The organism is Labrenzia sp. THAF191a, from assembly GCF_009363335.1.
GTDB classification, from domain to species: domain Bacteria; phylum Pseudomonadota; class Alphaproteobacteria; order Rhizobiales; family Stappiaceae; genus Roseibium; species Roseibium algicola.
On the sequence record NZ_CP045333.1, the window covers coordinates 5,033,062 to 5,051,157 of the forward strand.

Annotated in this window: 19 protein-coding genes; 11 read left to right on the top strand and 8 right to left on the bottom strand. The window is 58.4% G+C overall.

Annotated features, from left to right (window positions below; genetic code table 11):
* Positions 1-6: 6 nt before the first annotated feature.
* A complete protein-coding gene (gene rsmA / locus FIV05_RS23040) occupies positions 7-858 on the top strand; it encodes a 16S rRNA (adenine(1518)-N(6)/adenine(1519)-N(6))-dimethyltransferase RsmA (RefSeq protein WP_152511117.1) in 852 nt (283 codons plus the stop codon).
* Here rsmA and FIV05_RS23045 read toward each other — a convergent pair.
* Positions 836-1,123, bottom strand: coding sequence for a hypothetical protein (locus FIV05_RS23045; RefSeq protein ID WP_152511118.1), 288 nt, complete (start codon positions 1,121-1,123; stop codon positions 836-838). The two genes, rsmA and FIV05_RS23045, sit on opposite strands and share 23 nt — an antisense overlap.
* A 14-nt stretch (positions 1,124-1,137) precedes the next feature.
* On the opposite strand from FIV05_RS23045, the gene FIV05_RS23050 reads away from it, so the two are divergent.
* Complete coding sequence (locus FIV05_RS23050) at positions 1,138-2,088, top strand: LysR family transcriptional regulator (protein WP_152511119.1); 951 nt, start codon at positions 1,138-1,140, stop codon at positions 2,086-2,088.
* Positions 2,089-2,132: 44 nt separating this feature from the next.
* Here the strand turns inward: FIV05_RS23050 and gmk are convergent, their stop codons facing one another.
* From gmk to fabD, 7 genes are all read right to left on the bottom strand, one after another.
* Positions 2,133-2,840 carry a guanylate kinase gene (gmk, locus tag FIV05_RS23055; protein ID WP_023003971.1) on the bottom strand — a complete coding sequence of 236 codons (708 nt, stop codon included), beginning with the start codon at positions 2,838-2,840 and terminating at the stop codon, positions 2,133-2,135.
* A gap of 5 nt (positions 2,841-2,845) precedes the next feature.
* A complete protein-coding gene (locus FIV05_RS23060) occupies positions 2,846-3,739 on the bottom strand; it encodes a YicC/YloC family endoribonuclease (protein WP_152511120.1) in 894 nt (297 codons plus the stop codon).
* Between the two features lie 54 nt (positions 3,740-3,793).
* Positions 3,794-4,924: an endolytic transglycosylase MltG gene (gene mltG, locus FIV05_RS23065; protein WP_152511121.1), complete on the bottom strand. Its 1,131-nt coding sequence runs from the start codon at positions 4,922-4,924 to the stop codon at positions 3,794-3,796.
* 124 nt (positions 4,925-5,048) lie between these two features.
* Positions 5,049-6,314 (bottom strand): beta-ketoacyl-ACP synthase II, encoded by a 1,266-nt coding sequence (gene fabF / locus FIV05_RS23070; protein ID WP_031270725.1) that lies wholly within the window; start codon positions 6,312-6,314, stop codon positions 5,049-5,051.
* A gap of 84 nt (positions 6,315-6,398) precedes the next feature.
* Positions 6,399-6,632, bottom strand: coding sequence for an acyl carrier protein (locus tag FIV05_RS23075; RefSeq protein WP_006931822.1), 234 nt, complete (start codon positions 6,630-6,632; stop codon positions 6,399-6,401).
* Between the two features lie 245 nt (positions 6,633-6,877).
* A complete protein-coding gene (fabG, locus tag FIV05_RS23080; protein WP_031270724.1) occupies positions 6,878-7,615 on the bottom strand; it encodes a 3-oxoacyl-[acyl-carrier-protein] reductase in 738 nt (245 codons plus the stop codon).
* A gap of 69 nt (positions 7,616-7,684) precedes the next feature.
* A complete protein-coding gene (gene fabD, locus FIV05_RS23085) occupies positions 7,685-8,629 on the bottom strand; it encodes an ACP S-malonyltransferase (protein ID WP_152511122.1) in 945 nt (314 codons plus the stop codon).
* A gap of 575 nt (positions 8,630-9,204) precedes the next feature.
* Here fabD and rpsF point away from each other — a divergent pair.
* The 9 genes from rpsF (at position 9,205) to purF (ending at position 18,036) form a co-directional block, all read left to right on the top strand.
* Entirely contained in the window at positions 9,205-9,651 is a 447-nt protein-coding gene (gene rpsF, locus FIV05_RS23090; RefSeq protein WP_023003965.1) for a 30S ribosomal protein S6, read from the top strand.
* 5 nt (positions 9,652-9,656) lie between these two features.
* Positions 9,657-9,905 carry a 30S ribosomal protein S18 gene (gene rpsR, locus FIV05_RS23095; RefSeq protein WP_023003964.1) on the top strand — a complete coding sequence of 83 codons (249 nt, stop codon included), beginning with the start codon at positions 9,657-9,659 and terminating at the stop codon, positions 9,903-9,905.
* A gap of 116 nt (positions 9,906-10,021) precedes the next feature.
* Positions 10,022-10,606, top strand: a complete 585-nt coding sequence (rplI, locus tag FIV05_RS23100) for a 50S ribosomal protein L9 (RefSeq protein ID WP_023003963.1) — start codon at positions 10,022-10,024, stop codon at positions 10,604-10,606.
* Between the two features lie 366 nt (positions 10,607-10,972).
* Entirely contained in the window at positions 10,973-12,457 is a 1,485-nt protein-coding gene (locus FIV05_RS23105) for a replicative DNA helicase (RefSeq protein WP_023003962.1), read from the top strand.
* 203 nt (positions 12,458-12,660) lie between these two features.
* A complete protein-coding gene (locus tag FIV05_RS23110) occupies positions 12,661-12,936 on the top strand; it encodes a PilZ domain-containing protein (protein ID WP_023003961.1) in 276 nt (91 codons plus the stop codon).
* A gap of 157 nt (positions 12,937-13,093) precedes the next feature.
* Positions 13,094-14,236 (top strand): alanine racemase, encoded by a 1,143-nt coding sequence (alr, locus tag FIV05_RS23115; RefSeq protein ID WP_152511123.1) that lies wholly within the window; start codon positions 13,094-13,096, stop codon positions 14,234-14,236.
* 28 nt (positions 14,237-14,264) lie between these two features.
* Complete coding sequence (gene radA, locus FIV05_RS23120) at positions 14,265-15,659, top strand: DNA repair protein RadA (protein ID WP_023003959.1); 1,395 nt, start codon at positions 14,265-14,267, stop codon at positions 15,657-15,659.
* Positions 15,660-15,733: 74 nt separating this feature from the next.
* The gene (locus FIV05_RS23125) at positions 15,734-16,342 is read left to right on the top strand and encodes a CvpA family protein (protein WP_023003958.1); all 609 of its coding nucleotides are present in this window, start codon (positions 15,734-15,736) and stop codon (positions 16,340-16,342) included.
* 221 nt (positions 16,343-16,563) lie between these two features.
* A complete protein-coding gene (gene purF, locus FIV05_RS23130; RefSeq protein ID WP_023003957.1) occupies positions 16,564-18,036 on the top strand; it encodes an amidophosphoribosyltransferase in 1,473 nt (490 codons plus the stop codon).
* The last annotated feature ends 60 nt before the right edge of the window (positions 18,037-18,096 follow it).

Here is an 18,096-nt window from a genome sequence, read left to right on the forward strand (position 1 = left end):
CGATCAATGGCTCAGATAGACGACCTGCCCCCGTTGCGCGACGTCATCGCCGCTCATGGTCTCAATGCGAAAAAGTCACTGGGACAGAACTTTCTTCTCGATCTCAATCTCACCTCTCGAATCGCACGATCTGCCGGCAGTCTTGAAGATTGCACCGTTCTGGAAGTCGGCCCTGGTCCCGGTGGGCTGACCCGTGCCCTGCTGGCCGCCGGAGCGAAGCGGGTGATCGCGATTGAAAAGGACAGCCGCTGCCTGCCGGCTCTTGCCGAAATTTCGGCACACTATCCGGGGCGTCTGGAAGTGATCGAAGGCGATGCCCTTGAAATCGATCCGGTAGCCCTGACTGGAGGAGACAAGGTCCGCATTGCCGCGAACCTGCCTTACAACGTCGGCACCCAGCTGCTTATCAATTGGATCACGACACCGCAGTGGCCGCCATTCTGGTCGTCGCTGACGCTGATGTTCCAGAAGGAAGTCGGTGAGCGGATCAGCGCGTCCCCCGCGTCCAAGGCCTATGGCAGGCTTGCAGTTCTGGCAGGCTGGCGCTGCAAGGGCGGGATCCTGTTCGACATCAGCCCAAAGGCGTTCACGCCGCCCCCGAAGGTAACGTCGGCTGTGGTTCATCTGACGCCTAATCCTTCGCCCCTGCCCTGCGACCTGAAAGCCCTTGAAAAGATTACCGCTGCGGCCTTTGGCCAGAGACGCAAGATGCTGCGTGCCAGCCTCAAGTCACTGACACCGGACGCAGAAGACCTCGTCACAAAGGCCGGATTGAAACCGACGGCCCGTGCCGAAGAAATCGATATCGCCGGGTTCGTTGAACTTGCCAACACGTTCAGGGCCGCTCAGGCAGTTTGACGACTGGCAGGATTGTAGAAGGTTCCGATTTACGGCACTTGCCCGCCTGAACGGCTTTCAGGTTGTCCGGGTTATCCAATCCGAGATCGCGCATCATCCAATCCGGCATAAGATCAGTTCGGTCAGCCTTGTCCGGACCGGTGTACCAAACGTTTCGTTTTCTTGAAAACAGGCCCCTTAAAAAGCCGATCATTGTCTCATCTCCCGCTGATGACGGGCAGAAGATGTCAGAACCTTTTCTGAATGTAATTGAATGATGTTGCATGATATCATTCAAAAATGAATGAAACCGATTTTGACTGGGATGCCGTACGCGTCTTTCTTGCCGTTGCCGAGAATCAGAGCCTCAGCAAGGCCGCCCAGGTTCTTTGCCTGTCCCAACCAACCGTCGGCCGCCATATTGCGCGGTTAGAAGAACAGTTGGATGTACAATTGTTCGATCGGCGCCAGACCGGCTACGAACTGACAGGTGGCGGCCGGCGTTTGATCAAGATTGCCAGATCCATGGCACGCGGAGCGGCGGACTTCAGGCGCGCGGTTGATCTGGAAAAGGTCGGTTCAAAAGAGCAGGTCTGCAGGATCACGCTCGGTGAATGGGGGCAGCATTATCTGACACGGCACGTCGACCAGATTACCGATGGTCTTGACGGTGTCCGGATCGAATTTTTCGCGGACGATGCCTTCTGGGATCTCAGCCGGAACTCCGCCGACATCGCCATCGGTAACAGACAGCCTAAACAACCGCACCTGATTGTCCAGAAACTGGGTGAGATCCGGTTTCACGTCTACGCCTCAAAGGACTACTGCCGAAATCGACCGGACGCTGCTGACACCTCGACCTGGCAGGAACAGATCTGGGCGGGATATTGCGGCAGCCGGGCGCGGCTCAAGTCCTCGCAGTTGCTCAACGCCATTCTGATGGGCAAGACATGCCGCTACGCCGTCAACAATTCCGTATCGCTCTGCAATATTCTGAACGCCGGGCACGCCATGGGCGTTCTACCAGACTGGATCGCGGAAACGGAGGGGCTGACACGCCTGACGGCTACCCCACTCGCTCAGGGAGAGTCATGGATGAGCTTTCACGAAAGACTGCGTTTCCACCCGATGCTGTCGGAGGTCAAGGATCGCGTCGCCAAGCTCTTTCGGCAAAGGTTTTCAGAAACAACCTCTCGAGCAGAGCAAAGGGATACAGCTCATGTCGCAGGTGCAGGTTCTTCGTCTTCCTAGCTTCTATTGACGCTGAATGGCCAGTCCAAACAGCGCTTGAGACGTCAGGATTTTTCGGCCAGCTCGTTTTCCAGATCATCGACCATGCCCTGAATGAGTGGACCGATTTTTGGCGAGCGGAACTGCTTCAGTCTTTCTGCTTTCAAGATTGCGCGAACGTTTTCGTAAGCGCGTTCCAGATCGTCATTCACCACAACATAATCGTATTTCGACCAGTGGCGCATTTCACCAACCGCAGTCTTCATCCGCTTGAGGATAACAGTGTCCTCATCTTCAGCACGCCGCTTCAGACGTGATTTCATCTCCGCAATGGACGGCGGCAGAATGAAGATGGAAACGACATCGTCACGCATCTTTTCATAGAGCTGGAAGGTTCCCTGAATATCGATGTCGAACAGGATGTCCTTGCCATTTTCAATAGCATTTTCGACCGGTCCACGCGGTGTGGCGTAGTAGTTGCCATGCACCTCGGCCCACTCCAGCAGCTCATCGTGCTCGCGCATCTGCTCGAACCTGCCGGCATCAATGAAGTGGTAGTGCACGCCGTCAACTTCGCTGGACCTGCGTGGCCGCGTGGTCACGGAGATCGACAGGGCAAGATTGTCTTCGTTCTGCAGCAGGAGGCGCGCGATCGTCGACTTTCCGGCTCCGGACGGTGACGACAGCACCAGCATCAGGCCACGGCGCTGCTGCTCGGCCTGCTCCGCACTGACAGTGGTTCCCGTTGAGGTACCGGCAGGTGCGTCGGTCATGTGGCTCACTCCAGATTCTGTATCTGCTCACGCATTTGATCGATAACGGACTTCAGGTCCAGCCCAATGGCTGTCAGGTCCACGTCGTTGGACTTTGAACACAAAGTGTTGGCTTCCCGGTTAAATTCCTGAGCCAGGAAATCCAGGCGCCTTCCGATTGCTCCACCGGTGTCCATCAATTCACGCACGGCTGCCACATGGGCATGCAGGCGATCCAGCTCCTCACGAATGTCAGCCTTGGTTGCCAGGAAGACAGCTTCCTGATGCACGCGCTGCGGATCCAGTTGACCGTCCGAGGCATCCATCAGCTCTGCGAGCTGTCGCTTCAGCCGTGCCTTTATGGCGTCCGGTTTGCGCGCAGGCAGATCCTCGGCGGCCTGGGTCAGTTCGGCGATTCTGTCGATCTTATCTCGGACCACCTTGCCAATTGCCTGCCCCTCGCTGTGGCGCATGTCGACAAGGTCAATCAGCGCAGCATCCAGGGTCGTCAGAAGAGTGTTGTGAAGCGCTGCCTGAACCGCTTCGTCTTCTTCGGGCTCCTTGAGCTCAAAGACGCCTTTTTGCGCCAGAATGGCGTCAAGCGACGGCGGAGCAAGATCAGGTAGCCGGTTCTTGAGGAGATCGATTGTCGCAAGGACAGCTTCAAGAGCCGATTCATTGACCTGAAGCTGCTGTTCGGACTGGTCTCTCTGCATGGAGAGCCCGACGGAAACATTTCCGCGTCGAAGAAGCTTGCCGCAACGCTCGCGGATCTTCGGTTCAAGCGTCTCCAAACCCGTCGGGATACGGATACGAAGATCAAGGGACTTGCCGTTGACAGATCTCAGTTCCCAGGTCCAGCGAACCGGTCCGGATTCTCCAAGGGCCCGTGCAAAGCCCGTCATGCTGGCAAGTGCCATGTGCCCCCCTTTGCGAATGTGCCGCCACCGGCCCGCCGCAAAGGCGGGCTCCGGTCAATTGGATGTGGCTGGCTGCGTTTCCTGGTTCTGCTCTGCCTGTCGGCGTTCTCTTTCCACCTGACGCCACTTGCGGACGTTTGCCTGGTGCTGCTCGTAGGTCTCGGCAAAGATGTGGCCACCGGTTCCGTCGGCCACGAAATAGAGATCCTGCGTGCGGGAAGGATTGGCGACCGCTTCCATGGCCGCGCGGCCCGGATTACCGATTGGTCCTGGTGGCAAACCGTCGATCTGGTAGGTGTTGTATTTGTTGTCCGCCTTCAGCTCAGATTGCTTGATTGCCGAGCGGTCCTTGAGCCACGCTTCACCGCCATAAAGACCGTAAAGGATCGTAGGGTCGGACTGCAGGCGCATGTTCTTGTTGAGACGGTTCACGAAAACACCGGCGACACGCGGTCGCTCGTCTGCCAGAGCTGTTTCCTTTTCCACGATCGACGCGAGAATAACCAAGTCTTCCGGCGTTTCGACCGGCAGGCCTTCCGTCCGGCGTCCCCAGATTTCGCTCAGCAGCTTGGACTGCGCCGCTTTCATCTGGTTGAGAACTTCCTGGCGCGAGGCACCGCGTGCAAAGGTATAGGTTTCGGGAAGCAGTGCACCTTCTTCCGGAACCTCGGTAATCTCGCCTACAAGCACAGGGTGCTCGCGCACGCGCTCGATGATCTGCGCGGTGGTCCAGCCTTCCGGGATCGTTACCGAATGGGTGACGGCATTGCCTTCCACCAGATCGGTCATGATCTCCTGCATCGAGACGCCGGGCGCAAAAGCGTATTCACCGGCTTTCAGTTTGGTGGCGTTCTTGTAGAAGCGGATGCCCAGGTTGAAGATCCACTCGTCGAGCAGATTGTCGCTGATGACGCCCTGCCCTGAAAGCCTGTCGGTAATACCGGAAAGCCCGGCGCCTGAAGAAATCACCACGGTGGCGTCCTTCTGCAGCGGGCCCTTTTCCTCGAATTTCTGTTTGCCGAAATAAAGCGCGCCCCCGAACGCAGCAAGTCCGAACACGGTCAATGTGATGACCATGTTGATCAGAATGACGAAGGGGTTGCGTACGTGCCTGGAGCGTTGCGGAGGCGCAGGCGCCGGTTCCGGCTGCAAGGCTTCACGCGGGCTTTTGGGCTTAATGCGCATATTGGGTCGCACCTCCAAGATTGAGCCCCCAAATCCCTGACTTAGGCTCAAACGGACCAGTTGTCACAATCAAAGTTTCAGGCCGGCCCGAGAGAATCGGACCGGCCTGAAGAACTTGAATGGGTTATGCGGCAACTTTGCGGAAGACAAGCGAGGCATTTGTGCCGCCGAAACCGAACGAGTTCGAAAGGGCGACATTGATATCCAGCTTCTTCGGCTTGTGCGGCACCAAGTCGATAACCGTCTCGACAGACGGATTATCGAGGTTGATCGTCGGCGGAGCCATACCGTCTCGCATGGCCAGAACCGAGAAAATGGCCTCGACCGCACCAGCAGCACCGAGAAGGTGACCGATGGAGGACTTGGTCGACGACATTGTCAGATCGGCGGCATGTTCTCCCGCAAGCCGGGTGACAGCGCCAAGTTCGATCTCGTCGCCAAGCGGCGTCGAGGTTCCATGAGCATTCACATAGTCGATGTCGGCCGGCGTGACCTGGGCGCGCTTCAGCGCAGCTTCCATGCAACGGTAGGCACCATCGCCATCGGAGGACGGAGCGGTGATGTGATAAGCATCGCCGGACAAGCCGTAACCGATGATCTCACCGTAGATCTTTGCGCCGCGGCGAACTGCATGCTCGTATTCTTCGAGCACGACGACACCGGCACCTTCGCCCATCACAAAGCCGTCGCGGGCGACGTCGTAAGGGCGGGAACCTTTTTCGGGAGTGTCGTTGAAAGCCGTGGAAAGCGCACGGCAGGCAGCAAAGCCCGCGAGTGCAAGACGGCAGACCGGGGATTCCGTACCGCCGGCAACCATGACATCCGCATCACCGAAGGCAATCAGCCGCGATGCATCGCCAATGGCGTGCGCGCCGGTCGAACACGCGGTCACGACAGCGTGGTTCGGGCCCTTCAGGCTGTGACGGATCGAGACATACCCGCCGGCAAGGTTGATAAGACGGCCGGGGATGAAAAACGGAGAAATGCGGCGCGGGCCTTTTTCGGCCAGCAGATTGGCGCCCTGCTCGATGCCCTGAAGACCACCGATGCCGGAGCCGATCAAAACGCCAGAGCGCACCTGTTGTTCGTAAGTCTCGGCCTTGTAGCCGGAATCGGCCATTGCCTGATCGGCAGCCGCCATCGCGTAGACGATGAAATCATCGACCTTGCGCTGTTCCTTGACGTCCATCCAGTCATCCGGATTGAACGCGCCTTCAACGGACGAGTCACGCGGGATCTGACATGCGATCTGGCAGGCCAGATCGTCAACTTTGAAATTCGTGACCTTGTTGGCCCCGCTCTGTCCTTCAAGGATCTTTTTCCAAGTGACATCGACACCACAGCCAAGCGGCGTCACCATGCCCAACCCAGTTACGACAACTCGCCTCATACACCCGCACTTACGTTGGAAGGGCCAGGCGGGGTTTCGCCCCGCCGGCCCGATCTTCAAACATTCACAAGAAGGGGGTAACCCTTACTTGTTGGCTTCCAAGAATTTGACAGCATCGCCAACGGTCAGGATGGTTTCTGCTGCAGTGTCCGGGATTTCTACGCCGAATTCTTCTTCGAACGCCATGACCAGCTCGACCGTGTCAAGGCTGTCTGCGCCCAGGTCGTCGATGAAGCTTGCACCTTCAACAACTTTGTCAGCATCCACGCCGAGGTGCTCAACGACGATTTTCTTTACCCGATCCGCGATATCGCTCATCTTTCACTTCCTTAGTTTTCATCTATTCGTCACTCGCGAAACTGCCCCCATCCGGTTTGCAAACAAGCGGTGGCGCGAACTCGCGGTCTTTAAGATGTCGCCGCACACCAGGCCAGTTTATTTGGCCAACTGTGCAATTCGAAACAATCGGCGGGTTGGTAACACACTTTGTTGACCTTTACCAGCCGATCCAGACCGCTTGTGAGCGGCCCGGATTCTTTTTGCCTGCTCGGCAAAAATTCCTTTTAAATCATAGCCATGCCGCCATTAACGTGCAGGGTCTGCCCGGTCACGTAAGCGGCTTCATCGCTGGCCAGGTAGACGGCGGCTGCGGCAATCTCTGCGGAAGTGCCCAAACGCCCTGCAGGCACGCTCGTCAAAATCGATTCTTTTTGCTTGTCGTTCAGCGCATCGGTCATTGCCGTTTCGATGAAACCGGGCGCAATCGTATTGACCGTGATGTTGCGGCTGGCGACTTCCCGGGCAAGCGACTTGTACATGCCGATCATGCCGGCCTTGGCCGCCGCATAGTTGACCTGACCGGGGTTTCCGGTGACGCCAACCACGGACGTGATGCCGACGATGCGGCCGGACCTACGCTTCATCATGCCCTTGATTGCTGCGCGGCACAGACGGAAGCCGGATGACAGGTTCACTTCCAGAACCTGATCCCACTCTTCATCCTTCATGCGCATGAAGATGTTGTCGCGCGTGATCCCGGCATTGTTCACCAGGATGTCGACAGAGCCCATTTTCTCTTCAGCCGCCGGCAACAAGGCATCAACAGCCGCGCGGTCGGACAGATTAGCCGGCGTCACATAGGCGCGTTCGCCGAGATCAGCAGCAAGCGCTTCCAGTTTTTCAGCCCGCGTGCCGGACAAGGAGACGGTTGCGCCCTGTGCATGGAGCGACCGGGCGATTGCTTCGCCGATCCCACCGGTGGCACCGGTGACAAGCGCGTTTTTCCCTTCCAAGCTGAACATTCGGGATCCTTCCATTGTTCCTGTTTGGGTCCGCGGCGGACCAAATCGTCGCCTTGGCCGATATAAGCCTTATCCGGAGATCTTTTCCATAAGTGCGTCGATGTCTTCCGGAGAATTGACCGCCATGCCGGTGGCTTCCTTGGCGATCCGCTTGACCATGCCGGTCAGCACCTTGCCTGTCCCAACCTCGACAAAGGTATCGACACCGTTTTCGGCAAGCCAGGTGATGCTTTCGCGCCAACGCACGGTACCGGTCACCTGCTGAACAAGACGATCGCGAATTTCATTTGCGTCAGTGATCGGGCGCGCCAGCACGTTAGCGACCAGCGGCACGACAGGAGAGCGAATTTCGGCATTCGCCAGCGCTTCGGCCATCTTGTCGGCAGCCGGGCCCATCAGGGAACAATGGAACGGTGCGCTGACCGGCAGCATCACCGCACGGCGCGCGCCCCTGGCCTTGGCAATCTCGACGGCGCGCTCGACGGCGGCCAGATGCCCGGAAACAACCACCTGCCCCGGCGCGTTGTCGTTCGCGGCCTGGCAGACTTCGCCCTGTGCGGCAGCCTCGGCCACTTCTGCGGCAACATCAAACTCCAGCCCGAGCAACGCAGCCATTGCACCCTGACCGGCCGGAACCGCATCCTGCATGGCATCTCCGCGCACGCGCAGGAGCTTTGCAGCGGTCGCAATATCCAGGCTGCCGGCAGCAGCCAGCGCGGAATATTCACCAAGAGAATGTCCTGCGACAAAGGAAACACTGCCGGCAAGGTCGAGGCCGCGGGCTTCCAGAACGCGCATGGTCGCAAGGCTGACCGCCATAAGTGCAGGCTGAGCATTTGCTGTCAGTGTCAGCGTTTCTTCCGGACCAGTCCACATGACATCGGACAGCTTCTGGCCAAGCGCCTCGTCGACTTCGTCGAAAACGGCTTTTGCTTCCGGGAACGCATCGGCAAGGGCTTTACCCATTCCAACGCCCTGACTGCCCTGGCCGGGAAATGTGAATGCAATGGTCATCTGGAAACGCCTCCGTGACTCGTGAGCGGACCTTGTTGTTCTTATAGCGAAAGGTCGACGGCTTATTAGAAAGCGGAGAAGACAGCCCGTGCAGGCTGAAATCGAACTTGGCGCGAGGCTATGATACGGTCTTGACCGAACTGTCAAGGCCCACAGGGCAATCATTTCCGCATTTCGAGCGGTTTTGCCGGTTTTCCTTTATCCTGATTATCCCTGAAATGCCCGGCAACCCGATGGGCATTGTTTTGCGCGCGAAACCGGTCCTCCCCTTACCTGCTTCGGGAAATCGATATATATAGACAGTCAGGCAATCTTCCAAATCGGCAGCATTCGTATCTTCTCCCGATTTTCGATCCTTTCGGAAGTATGCTGCTTGCAATTTCTGCAAAACAGAGTATAGAGCGCGCTTCATCCGGGGTTTGGCCGGGGGCTGAACGGAAGGGCATGACGCCAGGATCCTTGATCGGATCCGACTTCCCGTGTTCCCGCTCTCGTTAGAATTCTCGTGCCTTTCCGGGGCTACGAGGAGGCTCTGCGCCGATCCCGCGTTGTCAACACGAAGAAAGGCTATTTCCATGCCTCTTTACGAGCACGTATTCCTGGCTCGCCAGGACGTTTCGGCCCAGCAGGTCGAACAACTCGTCGAACAGTACAAGGGCCTCATCGAAGGCGCTGGCGGTACTATCGGCAAGGTGGAAAACTGGGGTCTGCGTTCCCTCGCATACCGCATCAAGAAGAACCGCAAGGCTCACTACACCCTTATGAACATCAACGCTCCGCACGCCGCGGTTGCCGAGATGGAACGTCAGATGGGTCTGAGCGAAGACGTTCTGCGTTTCATGACCTTCAAGGTCGATGAACTCGACGAAGAGCCGTCTGCAATGATGCAGAAGCGCGACCGTGACGACCGCCGTGGTGGCGATCGTGGTGGCCGCTTTGGTGGTGGCGATCGCGGCGGTGACCGCGGTGGACGCGGTGGCGACCGCGGTGAGCGCGCTCCGCGCCGCGCAGAAGGGGAGTAAGATTGATGGTTGATATTGCACAGCTCCCGAGCCGCCGTCCGTTCTTCCGTCGCCGGAAGACCTGCCCGTTCTCCGGCACCAACGCGCCGAAGATCGATTACAAGGACATCCGTCTGCTGCAGCGCTACATTTCCGAGCGCGGCAAGATTGTTCCGAGCCGCATCACCGCGGTTTCCGCGAAGAAGCAGCGTGAACTGGCCCGTGCGATCAAGCGCGCCCGCCTGCTCGGCCTGCTGCCGTTCGTGATCAGCTAAGCGTTTCTCGAAAATCTTGAGACGTTTCTTTCGGGGCTTCCCGGAAGACCCGAATTGGGGCCGCGGGCAAACGGCCTCTAACCATCCTCAACGGGTGGGACAGTAGGAGAAATGACATGCAAGTTATCCTTCTTGAGCGTATCGCGAAGCTCGGCCAGATGGGCGACACCGTTCGCGTACGCGACGGCTATGCCCGTAACTTCCTGCTGCCGCAGGGCAAGGCACTGCGCGCCAACAAGTCGAACCTCGAGCGTTTTGAGCGTGAGCGCGTTCAGCTCGAAGCTCGTAACCTTGAGCGCAAGAACGAAGCTGAAGGCGTTGCCTCCAAGCTCGACGGCGAATCCCTGGTGATGATCCGTTCCGCTGGTGAAACCGGCCAGCTCTACGGTTCCGTTTCCACGCGCGATATTGCTGACGGCCTGACCAATGCCGGCTTCTCCGTTTCCCGCAGCCAGGTTGAACTGCGCAACCCGATCAAGACGATCGGTCTGCACAGCGTTCTGATCCAGCTGCACCCGGAAGTCGAAGTCGCCATCAGCGTCAACGTTGCCCGTTCTGAAGACGAAGCTGTCCGTCAGGCTGCCGGCGAAGATCTCTCCACGCCGGAAATGGACGTCTTCGAATTCGAAGAAGACGAAGAAGCAGAAGACACCGAAGAAGGTGCAGAAGCTTCCGAAGAAGCAGCGGAAGAAGAAGCCTAAGCACTTCGCTTCCCTTGTGGACTTTCGAAAAACGGCGCTGGCTTCAGCGCCGTTTTTTTGTTTGCCGGCAACTTTTTGGAATGATGGCAAGCCACGCCTAATCCTGGCTTTTCAGTTTCCGGTTTAAGGCCTTGAAACTGCTCGAAAATTCATTAACCAGCTATTAATCTTCTCGAAAATATCATAAATTTCAATAACTAAGAGGTAGGCCCTTGAGTCTTCAATCGAGTTCAGAGTCAAGCTGGATTCGATTCTTTCCCCGCTGATTTGTCCAAGCCGGTGGGAATCGAAATCAGCCATTTTTGAACCTTGAGCCCTCCCCCGTCACAGAGTATTCCCAATGAACTTGGGTCAACGGGGGTCGTTATGAAGGGCACGCTACAGAAGGTCGAAACGGAAGAAGACATCCAGCGCTTGGCACCACACAATGCCGAGGCGGAACGTCAGCTTCTGGGGGCGATTCTCGTTAACAACGAGACGTTCTACCGGGTCTCAGACTTTCTGGAACCACATCATTTTTTCGTGCCTGCTCACCAGGATATCTACGAGAAGATCAGCCATCTGATCCGCGCCGGCAAAACCGCGTCGCCGATCACGCTGAAGACCTTCTATCCCGCCAACGCGAAGATTGCGGATCTGTCCGCGACCCAGTTTCTTCTGCGCCTGGCTGGTGATGCCGCCTCGATCATCAACGCCGAAGATTATGGCCGGACCATCTACGACCTGGCGATCCGTCGCAATCTGATCCGCATCGGCGAGGACATGGTCAATATCGCCTTCGACGCCCCGATCGATGTGCCCCCCTCCCAGCAGATCGATGATGCCGAGCGCCGCCTGTTCGAACTTGCAGAAACCGGCCGCAGCGAAGGCGGGTTCGTCGCGTTTGGCGACGCCCTGACCGAAACCATCGAGATGGCGCACGCCGCCTATAACCGTGAAGGTGCCCTTTCCGGTATTTCCACAGGCCTGCGCGAACTGGACCGTTTGATGGGTGGTCTGCAGCATTCGGACTTGATCGTGCTTGCCGGTCGTCCCGCGATGGGCAAGACCTCCCTGGCAACCAACATCGCCTACAACATCGCCCAGTCCTACAAGTCCGAAGAACAACCCGACGGCTCGATCAAGACCGTCAACGGCGGCGTTGTCGGCTTCTTCTCTCTGGAAATGTCGGCCGAACAGCTGGCCACCCGTATCATTTCCGAACAGGCGGAAATCTCGTCCTCGAAAATCCGCCGCGGCGATATCACCGAAGCGGAATTCGAGAAGCTGGCCGCCTGTGCGCAGACCATGCAGGCCGTCCCGCTTCATGTGGACCAGACCGGTGGTATTTCCATCGCCTCGCTGGTTGCCAAGGCACGGCGTCTGAAGCGTCAGCGCGGTCTCGACCTGCTCGTGGTCGACTATATCCAGCTCTTGTCAGGCTCGAACAAGAACTCCGGCAACCGCGTCCAGGAAATCACCGAAATCACAACGGGTCTGAAGGCGCTTGCGAAGGAACTTCACGTCCCGATCATCGCGCTGTCACAGCTCTCCCGTCAGGTGGAATCGCGTGACGACAAACGACCGATGATGTCGGATCTTCGTGAATCAGGCTCCATCGAGCAGGACGCCGACGTGATCCTGTTCGTGTTCCGTGAAGAATATTACCTGTCCAAGACCGAGCCGGAATTCGGAACTGTCGAACACGAAAACTGGCAACGGGACATGGAGCGGCTCAAAGGCAAGGCAGAAGTCATCATCGCCAAGCAGCGTCACGGCCCGACCGGTACGGCGAACCTGCACTTCGAAGGCCAGTACACCCGCTTCTCCGATCTTGCCGAAGAAGATCACCTGCCCGAACGCTACGAATAACAGGCGTCTTCGCGATTTTGGACGGTCCTTGAGACAAGGTGCCCCGATAGCCGCCTGATGCCGCGTTCAAGCTCTCGTCTGCGGCTCACTTGCGGCATTTGGCAATGGACACGCCGTCGCTCACGATTAAGCCACTGTTAAAACTCCTCACTTACTTTAAGTAGAAAGAATTTCGCCTAAAATCTTTTCCAGGTGACCGCATCTTGTATTCGTCGGCACAAAAACTCCTCGAAGAAGCTCGCATCTTTCCGCGCAAAAGATGCAAGTGGTCCGGCCTTTTGAAGCAGGACGCGACCCATCGCCCCTGCGTGGTCGAAGACATCAGCGTCGGTGGTTGCCGCGTTGCGACCAACACCAAGGGTCTTGAACGGCATCAGCGTATCACCATCGAAATCGAAAGCCGGAAATTGCGGTTTTACGGTGAAATTCGGTGGGTGCGCTCCGGCGAAGCCGGCGTCGAATTCCTCTATATGGATTGAGCTTCCGCTCTTCAGCGCACTTCCCGGGTGGAGCGCTGCAGTGCGCTTCACTTGGTCACGGTTTTGGCGGTTTGGCCGTTGGTGCAAATGCGCCCTGGTGCGATAAGCTCACTCTCGAATTTCAGACATTGATTCTGACTGGAGAGATATCCGGACCGTGCCTGCGACGATTGAACAAGCCTTCCCATCCAATCTTTACGGCGGACGACTGACGATCGACCTCGATGCGATCGTGTCGAACTGGTCATTGCTGAAAGGCAAGGTAAGCGACAGCACCGATTGCGCTGCCGTTCTGAAGGCCGATGCCTATGGAACCGGACAGGACAAAACCGCTGCAGCCCTCTACCAGGCGGGGTGCAGGACGTTTTTCGTGGCGGTGCCGACCGAGGCGCTGACGTTGCGTGCAAGTCTTCCGGACGCCGTCATCTACGTGCTCGACGGTCTGTTTCCGGGAACGGCCGACCACTTTCTGACCCATGACATCCGCCCCGTCCTCGGCAGTCTGGAAGAACTCCTGGAATGGGCGGAAGTCTGCAAGGCGTCGGGCAAGAACAATGCCGCCGCTGTCCATGTCGATACCGGCATCCACCGTTTGGGCCTGTCGCCGGCTGAACTCACCCGCGCTCTGAGTGACAACGCCGTTCTGGGGCCGTTCCAGCCATCACTGGTGATGAGCCATCTTGCCTGTGGCTCGACACCCGACCACGACATGAACCGGCGGCAACTCAAACTGTTTACGGAGACAACCGCCCCCTTCCCTCACATTCCGCGGTCATTGGCAAATTCCGCCGGGGTGCTGCTTGGCCCGGACTACCACTTCGACCTTGTCCGTCCCGGGATCGCGCTTTACGGCGGGCTGGCCATCGAATCCGAGCCCAACCCGATGAAACCGGTCGCCAAGGTTGAAGCACGCATCATGATTGTGCGCGACGTTCCACAGGGCGATACGATCGGCTATGGCGCGAAACAAACCGCAAAGCGCCCCTTGCGCAATGCCGTCGTGGCCGCCGGTTATGCCGATGGCATGATCCGTCGTGCCGGTTCCACGGACGACCGCCCGGGTGGCTTCGGGCTGATCGGCGGATACAAGGCGCCGATCCTCGGCCGGATTTCAATGGACATGATCACGCTCGACGTGACGGATGTGCCTGAACACCTGCTTCAGCGCGGCGCGTTTGTGGAAATGCTGGGGCCAGGTGTTGCAGCTTCCGATCTTGCCGCTTATGCGGAAACCATCGACTACGAATATCTGACAAGCCTCGGACGTCGGTTTGAGCGCGTCTATGCGCCCCTGACCTGACCGGAGCCGAGAGCGAAAGGCAATTTGCATGGCACGGCGCTCCACATCCTTCGTCTGCCAGTCCTGCGGCGCGGTTACCGCCAAGTGGGTTGGCCGTTGTGAAAGCTGCGGTGAATGGAACACCATCGTGGAGGAGCAGACCGGCGGCGGCGTCGGTGGTGGCCCCGGCAGGGCTTCCCGCAGCAAGGGCCGTGTCATTCCCCTTGTCGGCCTTTCCGGCGATGCCAAGGAAGCCCCGCGCATCCAGACGAAGGTGCCTGAACTTGACCGGGTGACCGGCGGCGGCTTCGTACGTGGGTCTGCCCTGCTTGTCGGCGGCGATCCCGGTATCGGCAAGTCCACACTGCTGATCCAGGCGGCTGCGCAACTGGCCAACCTCGGGCACAAGACCGTCTATATTTCAGGCGAAGAAGCCATTGGACAGGTTCGGCTTCGGGCCGAAAGGCTGGGTCTCGCCCAGGCACCCGTGGCACTGGCTGCGGAAACAAGCGTCGAAGACATTCTGGCAACGCTGGAAGCCGACACGGCGCCGGCCCTTCTCATCCTCGACTCTATTCAGACGCTCTGGACAGACCAGGTGGAATCTCCTCCCGGCACCGTGACGCAGGTGCGTGCATCCGCCCAGGCAATGGTGCGTTATGCCAAGAAGAACGGCACCACCCTTGTTCTTGTCGGCCATGTGACCAAGGACGGACAGATTGCCGGTCCGCGCGTGGTCGAGCACATGGTCGACGCGGTGCTCTATTTCGAGGGCGACGGCGCTCATCAGTATCGTATCCTGCGCTCGGTCAAGAACCGCTTCGGCGCAACGGATGAAATCGGCGTTTTCGAAATGACGGGAAAGGGGCTGCAGGAAGTCCCCAATCCATCCGCCCTGTTCCTGGGAGACAGAAACACGTCTGCGCCCGGCGCAGCCGTTTTCGCCGGTCTGGAAGGCTCAAGACCTCTCCTGATCGAGATCCAGGCACTGGTGGCGCAGTCTTCTCTGGGAACACCGCGCAGGGCCGTCATCGGCTGGGACAGCGCGCGGCTTTCCATGATCCTGGCCGTGCTTGAGGCACGGTGCGGCGTCCGCTTTTCACAACATGATGTCTATCTGAACGTCGCCGGTGGTCTCAAGATCAACGAGCCTGGAGCCGATCTTGCCGTGGCAGCAGCGTTAATCTCCTCACTCAGCGGACTTGCCCTTCCGGCCAATTGCGTCTATTTCGGCGAAGTCAGCCTGTCGGGGGCCATCAGGCCGGTCGCCCAAGCCCCTTCCAGACTGAAAGAAGCCGAGAAACTCGGCTTCGATCAGGCTTACTGTCCGGAGGGCAATCTCAAGGACGGCACCGTGTCTTCGTTCAGGACGACAGGAGTGCCGGAACTTGGGGACTTTGTTGCCAAACTTTCGGCGGAGGCTAGTGCTACGGGGCAGACCTGACGCAAGATGGTGACGGGTTTGGGCAAAAAGTTTAAGCTCTTGAAAGAGCGCCAGACAGAGGATTTTTCAGGAACATGCCGATAACGCTGCTGGACGGACTGCTCTTGGTCATCATGTTCATCTCGGCGGTCCTTGCGATGATCCGCGGATTTGTCAGGGAAGTTCTTTCCATCGTTTCCTGGGTGGCTGCGGCAGCTGCGGCATTCCTGCTGTACGAACGGGTTCTTCCTTACACCAAGCAGTATATCAACCATGACCTGGTTGCCATGGGCGTATCTGCCGCGGCAGTCTTTCTGGTCACGCTGCTTGTTGTCAGCTATATCACCATGCGGATTTCCGATTTCGTGCTCGACAGCCGGATCGGCGCCCTAGACCGGACCCTCGGGTTCGTGTTCGGAGCTGTGCGCGGTCTGCTGCTGGTCGTCGTCGCGATGATGTTCTTCAACTGGTTCGTCCAGCCGGAACAGCAGCCGAACTGGGTCAAGACCGCCAAGTCGCGGCCGATCCTGCTGTCCATCGGTGAACGGCTGGTGGCTGTGCTGCCAGAAGACCCGGAAAAGGCGATCCTGGACAAGATCCGGCAGAACAACCAGGCCGGAGGGGGAGCAACCCCGACTGATGAACCGGCCTATAGCGATTCAGAACGTCAGGGACTTGAACAGCTGACGACGGATAGTAACTAACAGGCCTTGGGCATAAACCAGGGACACTAACCGAGACTGGGGCAGTAACGGGCACCGATTGAGGTGCAGCGTTGAATGAGGCATCCCGCGCCCAAATATGTGCGGGACGATGTACCATTTGCAAAGCGGCCAATGTTTCGTCCACCTGCGTGACGATGACAGACATTTGACCGCAAGACCCGGCCGGTCCTCCCACCGGCCAGAACGAAGGAGTGTTCGCCATGGCTGGCGGAACCGACGTGCACGAACCGTTCGACATCAATGCAGATACCTTGCGCGAAGAATGCGGTGTTTTCGGCATTCTGGGTCATGAGGATGCCAGCGCGCTGACCGCGCTCGGGCTTCATGCGCTCCAGCACCGCGGGCAGGAAGCAGCGGGGATCGTCACCGTTGACAACGAGCAGTTCCGTGCGGAACGCCATCTCGGCCTTGTGGGCGATCATTTCTCCGACGCCGACACTATCGAACGGCTGAGCGGAAAGGCCGCTGTCGGCCACGTTCGGTACTCGACGACCGGTGAAACCATCCTGCGGAACGTGCAGCCGCTCTTTGCCGAGCTGGACGGTGGCGGCATTGCCGTTTGCCACAACGGCAACTTCACCAACGCCCTCACCCTGCGCCGCCAGTTGATCCGAGACGGAGCAATCTGCCAGTCGACCTCCGATTCCGAGGTGGTCCTGCAGCTCGTTGCCCGCTCGCGCAAGGGCAAGATCGTCGAACGTTTCATCGACGCGATCACCCAGATGGAAGGTGCCTATTCTCTGGTGGCGCTGACTTCGAAGAAACTGATCGGCGCGCGCGACCCGCTCGGCATTCGCCCGCTGGTGCTGGGCGACCTGAACGGTGCTCCGATCCTGGCCTCGGAGACCTGCGCACTCGATATCATCGGGGCAAAGTTCATCCGCGAAGTGGAAAACGGCGAAGTTATCGTCTGCACGTCCACAGGGATTGAATCCTTCTTCCCGTTCGGCAAACGCCCGGCTCGTCCGTGTATCTTCGAATACATCTACTTCTCCCGCCCCGACAGCGTTGTCGGCGGTCGCAGCGTCTACGACGTTCGCCGGGAAATGGGGCGCCAGCTGGCCCGGGAATCCAACGTCGAAGCCGACGTCATCGTTCCGGTGCCGGACAGTGGTGTGCCGGCAGCCATCGGCTTCAGCCAGGAAAGCGGCGTGCCGTTCGAACTCGGCATCATCCGCAACCACTATGTCGGTCGCACGTTCATCGAACCGACCCAGCAGATCCGTGCGCTTGGCGTGAAGATGAAACATTCCGCCAACCGGGCTCAGATCGAAGGCAAGCGCGTCGTGCTTGTGGACGACAGCCTTGTGCGCGGAACAACATCGGTCAAGATCGTGCAGATGATCCGCGAAGCGGGCGCGAAGGAAGTTCACTTCCGCCTGGCCAGCCCGCCGATCAAGTATTCCGACTACTACGGCATCGACACGCCGGTGCGTGAAAAACTGCTGGCTGCCAAATACGGTCTTGAGGAAATGCGCGCCTATATCGGTGCCGACAGCCTGGCCTTCCTGTCCGTCGATGGCATCTACAAGGCCATGGGCTACGATGGCCGCGACGATGCCAATCCGCAGTTCACTGATCATTGTTTCACCGGCGATTATCCGACGCCGCTGACCGATCTTTCCGAGGATCAGGACTTCGTCAGCGCCCCTCGCCTGGTCGAGGTCGGCTAAAGCGCTCAAAACTCTTTGGACCGCTTCAATTTATGCCTTTCGGCGGTACCGCCGGAAGGC

Bases quoted from the DNA above. Each gene is read 5' to 3' on its own strand.
- mltG (WP_152511121.1), bottom strand. From the start codon at position 4,924: ATGCGCATTAAGCCCAAAAGCCCGCGTGAAGCCTTGCAGCCGGAACCG.
- fabD (WP_152511122.1), bottom strand. From the start codon at position 8,629: ATGACCATTGCATTCACATTTCCCGGCCAGGGCAGTCAGGGCGTTGGA.
- radA (WP_023003959.1), top strand. From the start codon at position 14,265: ATGGCACGGCGCTCCACATCCTTCGTCTGCCAGTCCTGCGGCGCGGTT.
- fabG (WP_031270724.1), bottom strand. From the start codon at position 7,615: ATGTTCAGCTTGGAAGGGAAAAACGCGCTTGTCACCGGTGCCACCGGT.
- FIV05_RS23060 (WP_152511120.1), bottom strand. From the start codon at position 3,739: ATGGCACTTGCCAGCATGACGGGCTTTGCACGGGCCCTTGGAGAATCC.
- FIV05_RS23045 (WP_152511118.1), bottom strand. From the start codon at position 1,123: ATGCAACATCATTCAATTACATTCAGAAAAGGTTCTGACATCTTCTGC.
- rpsR (WP_023003964.1), top strand. From the start codon at position 9,657: ATGGTTGATATTGCACAGCTCCCGAGCCGCCGTCCGTTCTTCCGTCGC.
- FIV05_RS23050 (WP_152511119.1), top strand. From the start codon at position 1,138: ATGAATGAAACCGATTTTGACTGGGATGCCGTACGCGTCTTTCTTGCC.
- rpsF (WP_023003965.1), top strand. From the start codon at position 9,205: ATGCCTCTTTACGAGCACGTATTCCTGGCTCGCCAGGACGTTTCGGCC.
- purF (WP_023003957.1), top strand. From the start codon at position 16,564: ATGGCTGGCGGAACCGACGTGCACGAACCGTTCGACATCAATGCAGAT.
- fabF (WP_031270725.1), bottom strand. From the start codon at position 6,314: ATGAGGCGAGTTGTCGTAACTGGGTTGGGCATGGTGACGCCGCTTGGC.
- rsmA (WP_152511117.1), top strand. From the start codon at position 7: ATGGCTCAGATAGACGACCTGCCCCCGTTGCGCGACGTCATCGCCGCT.
- rplI (WP_023003963.1), top strand. From the start codon at position 10,022: ATGCAAGTTATCCTTCTTGAGCGTATCGCGAAGCTCGGCCAGATGGGC.
- gmk (WP_023003971.1), bottom strand. From the start codon at position 2,840: ATGACCGACGCACCTGCCGGTACCTCAACGGGAACCACTGTCAGTGCG.
- FIV05_RS23125 (WP_023003958.1), top strand. From the start codon at position 15,734: ATGCCGATAACGCTGCTGGACGGACTGCTCTTGGTCATCATGTTCATC.
- FIV05_RS23075 (WP_006931822.1), bottom strand. From the start codon at position 6,632: ATGAGCGATATCGCGGATCGGGTAAAGAAAATCGTCGTTGAGCACCTC.
- FIV05_RS23105 (WP_023003962.1), top strand. From the start codon at position 10,973: ATGAAGGGCACGCTACAGAAGGTCGAAACGGAAGAAGACATCCAGCGC.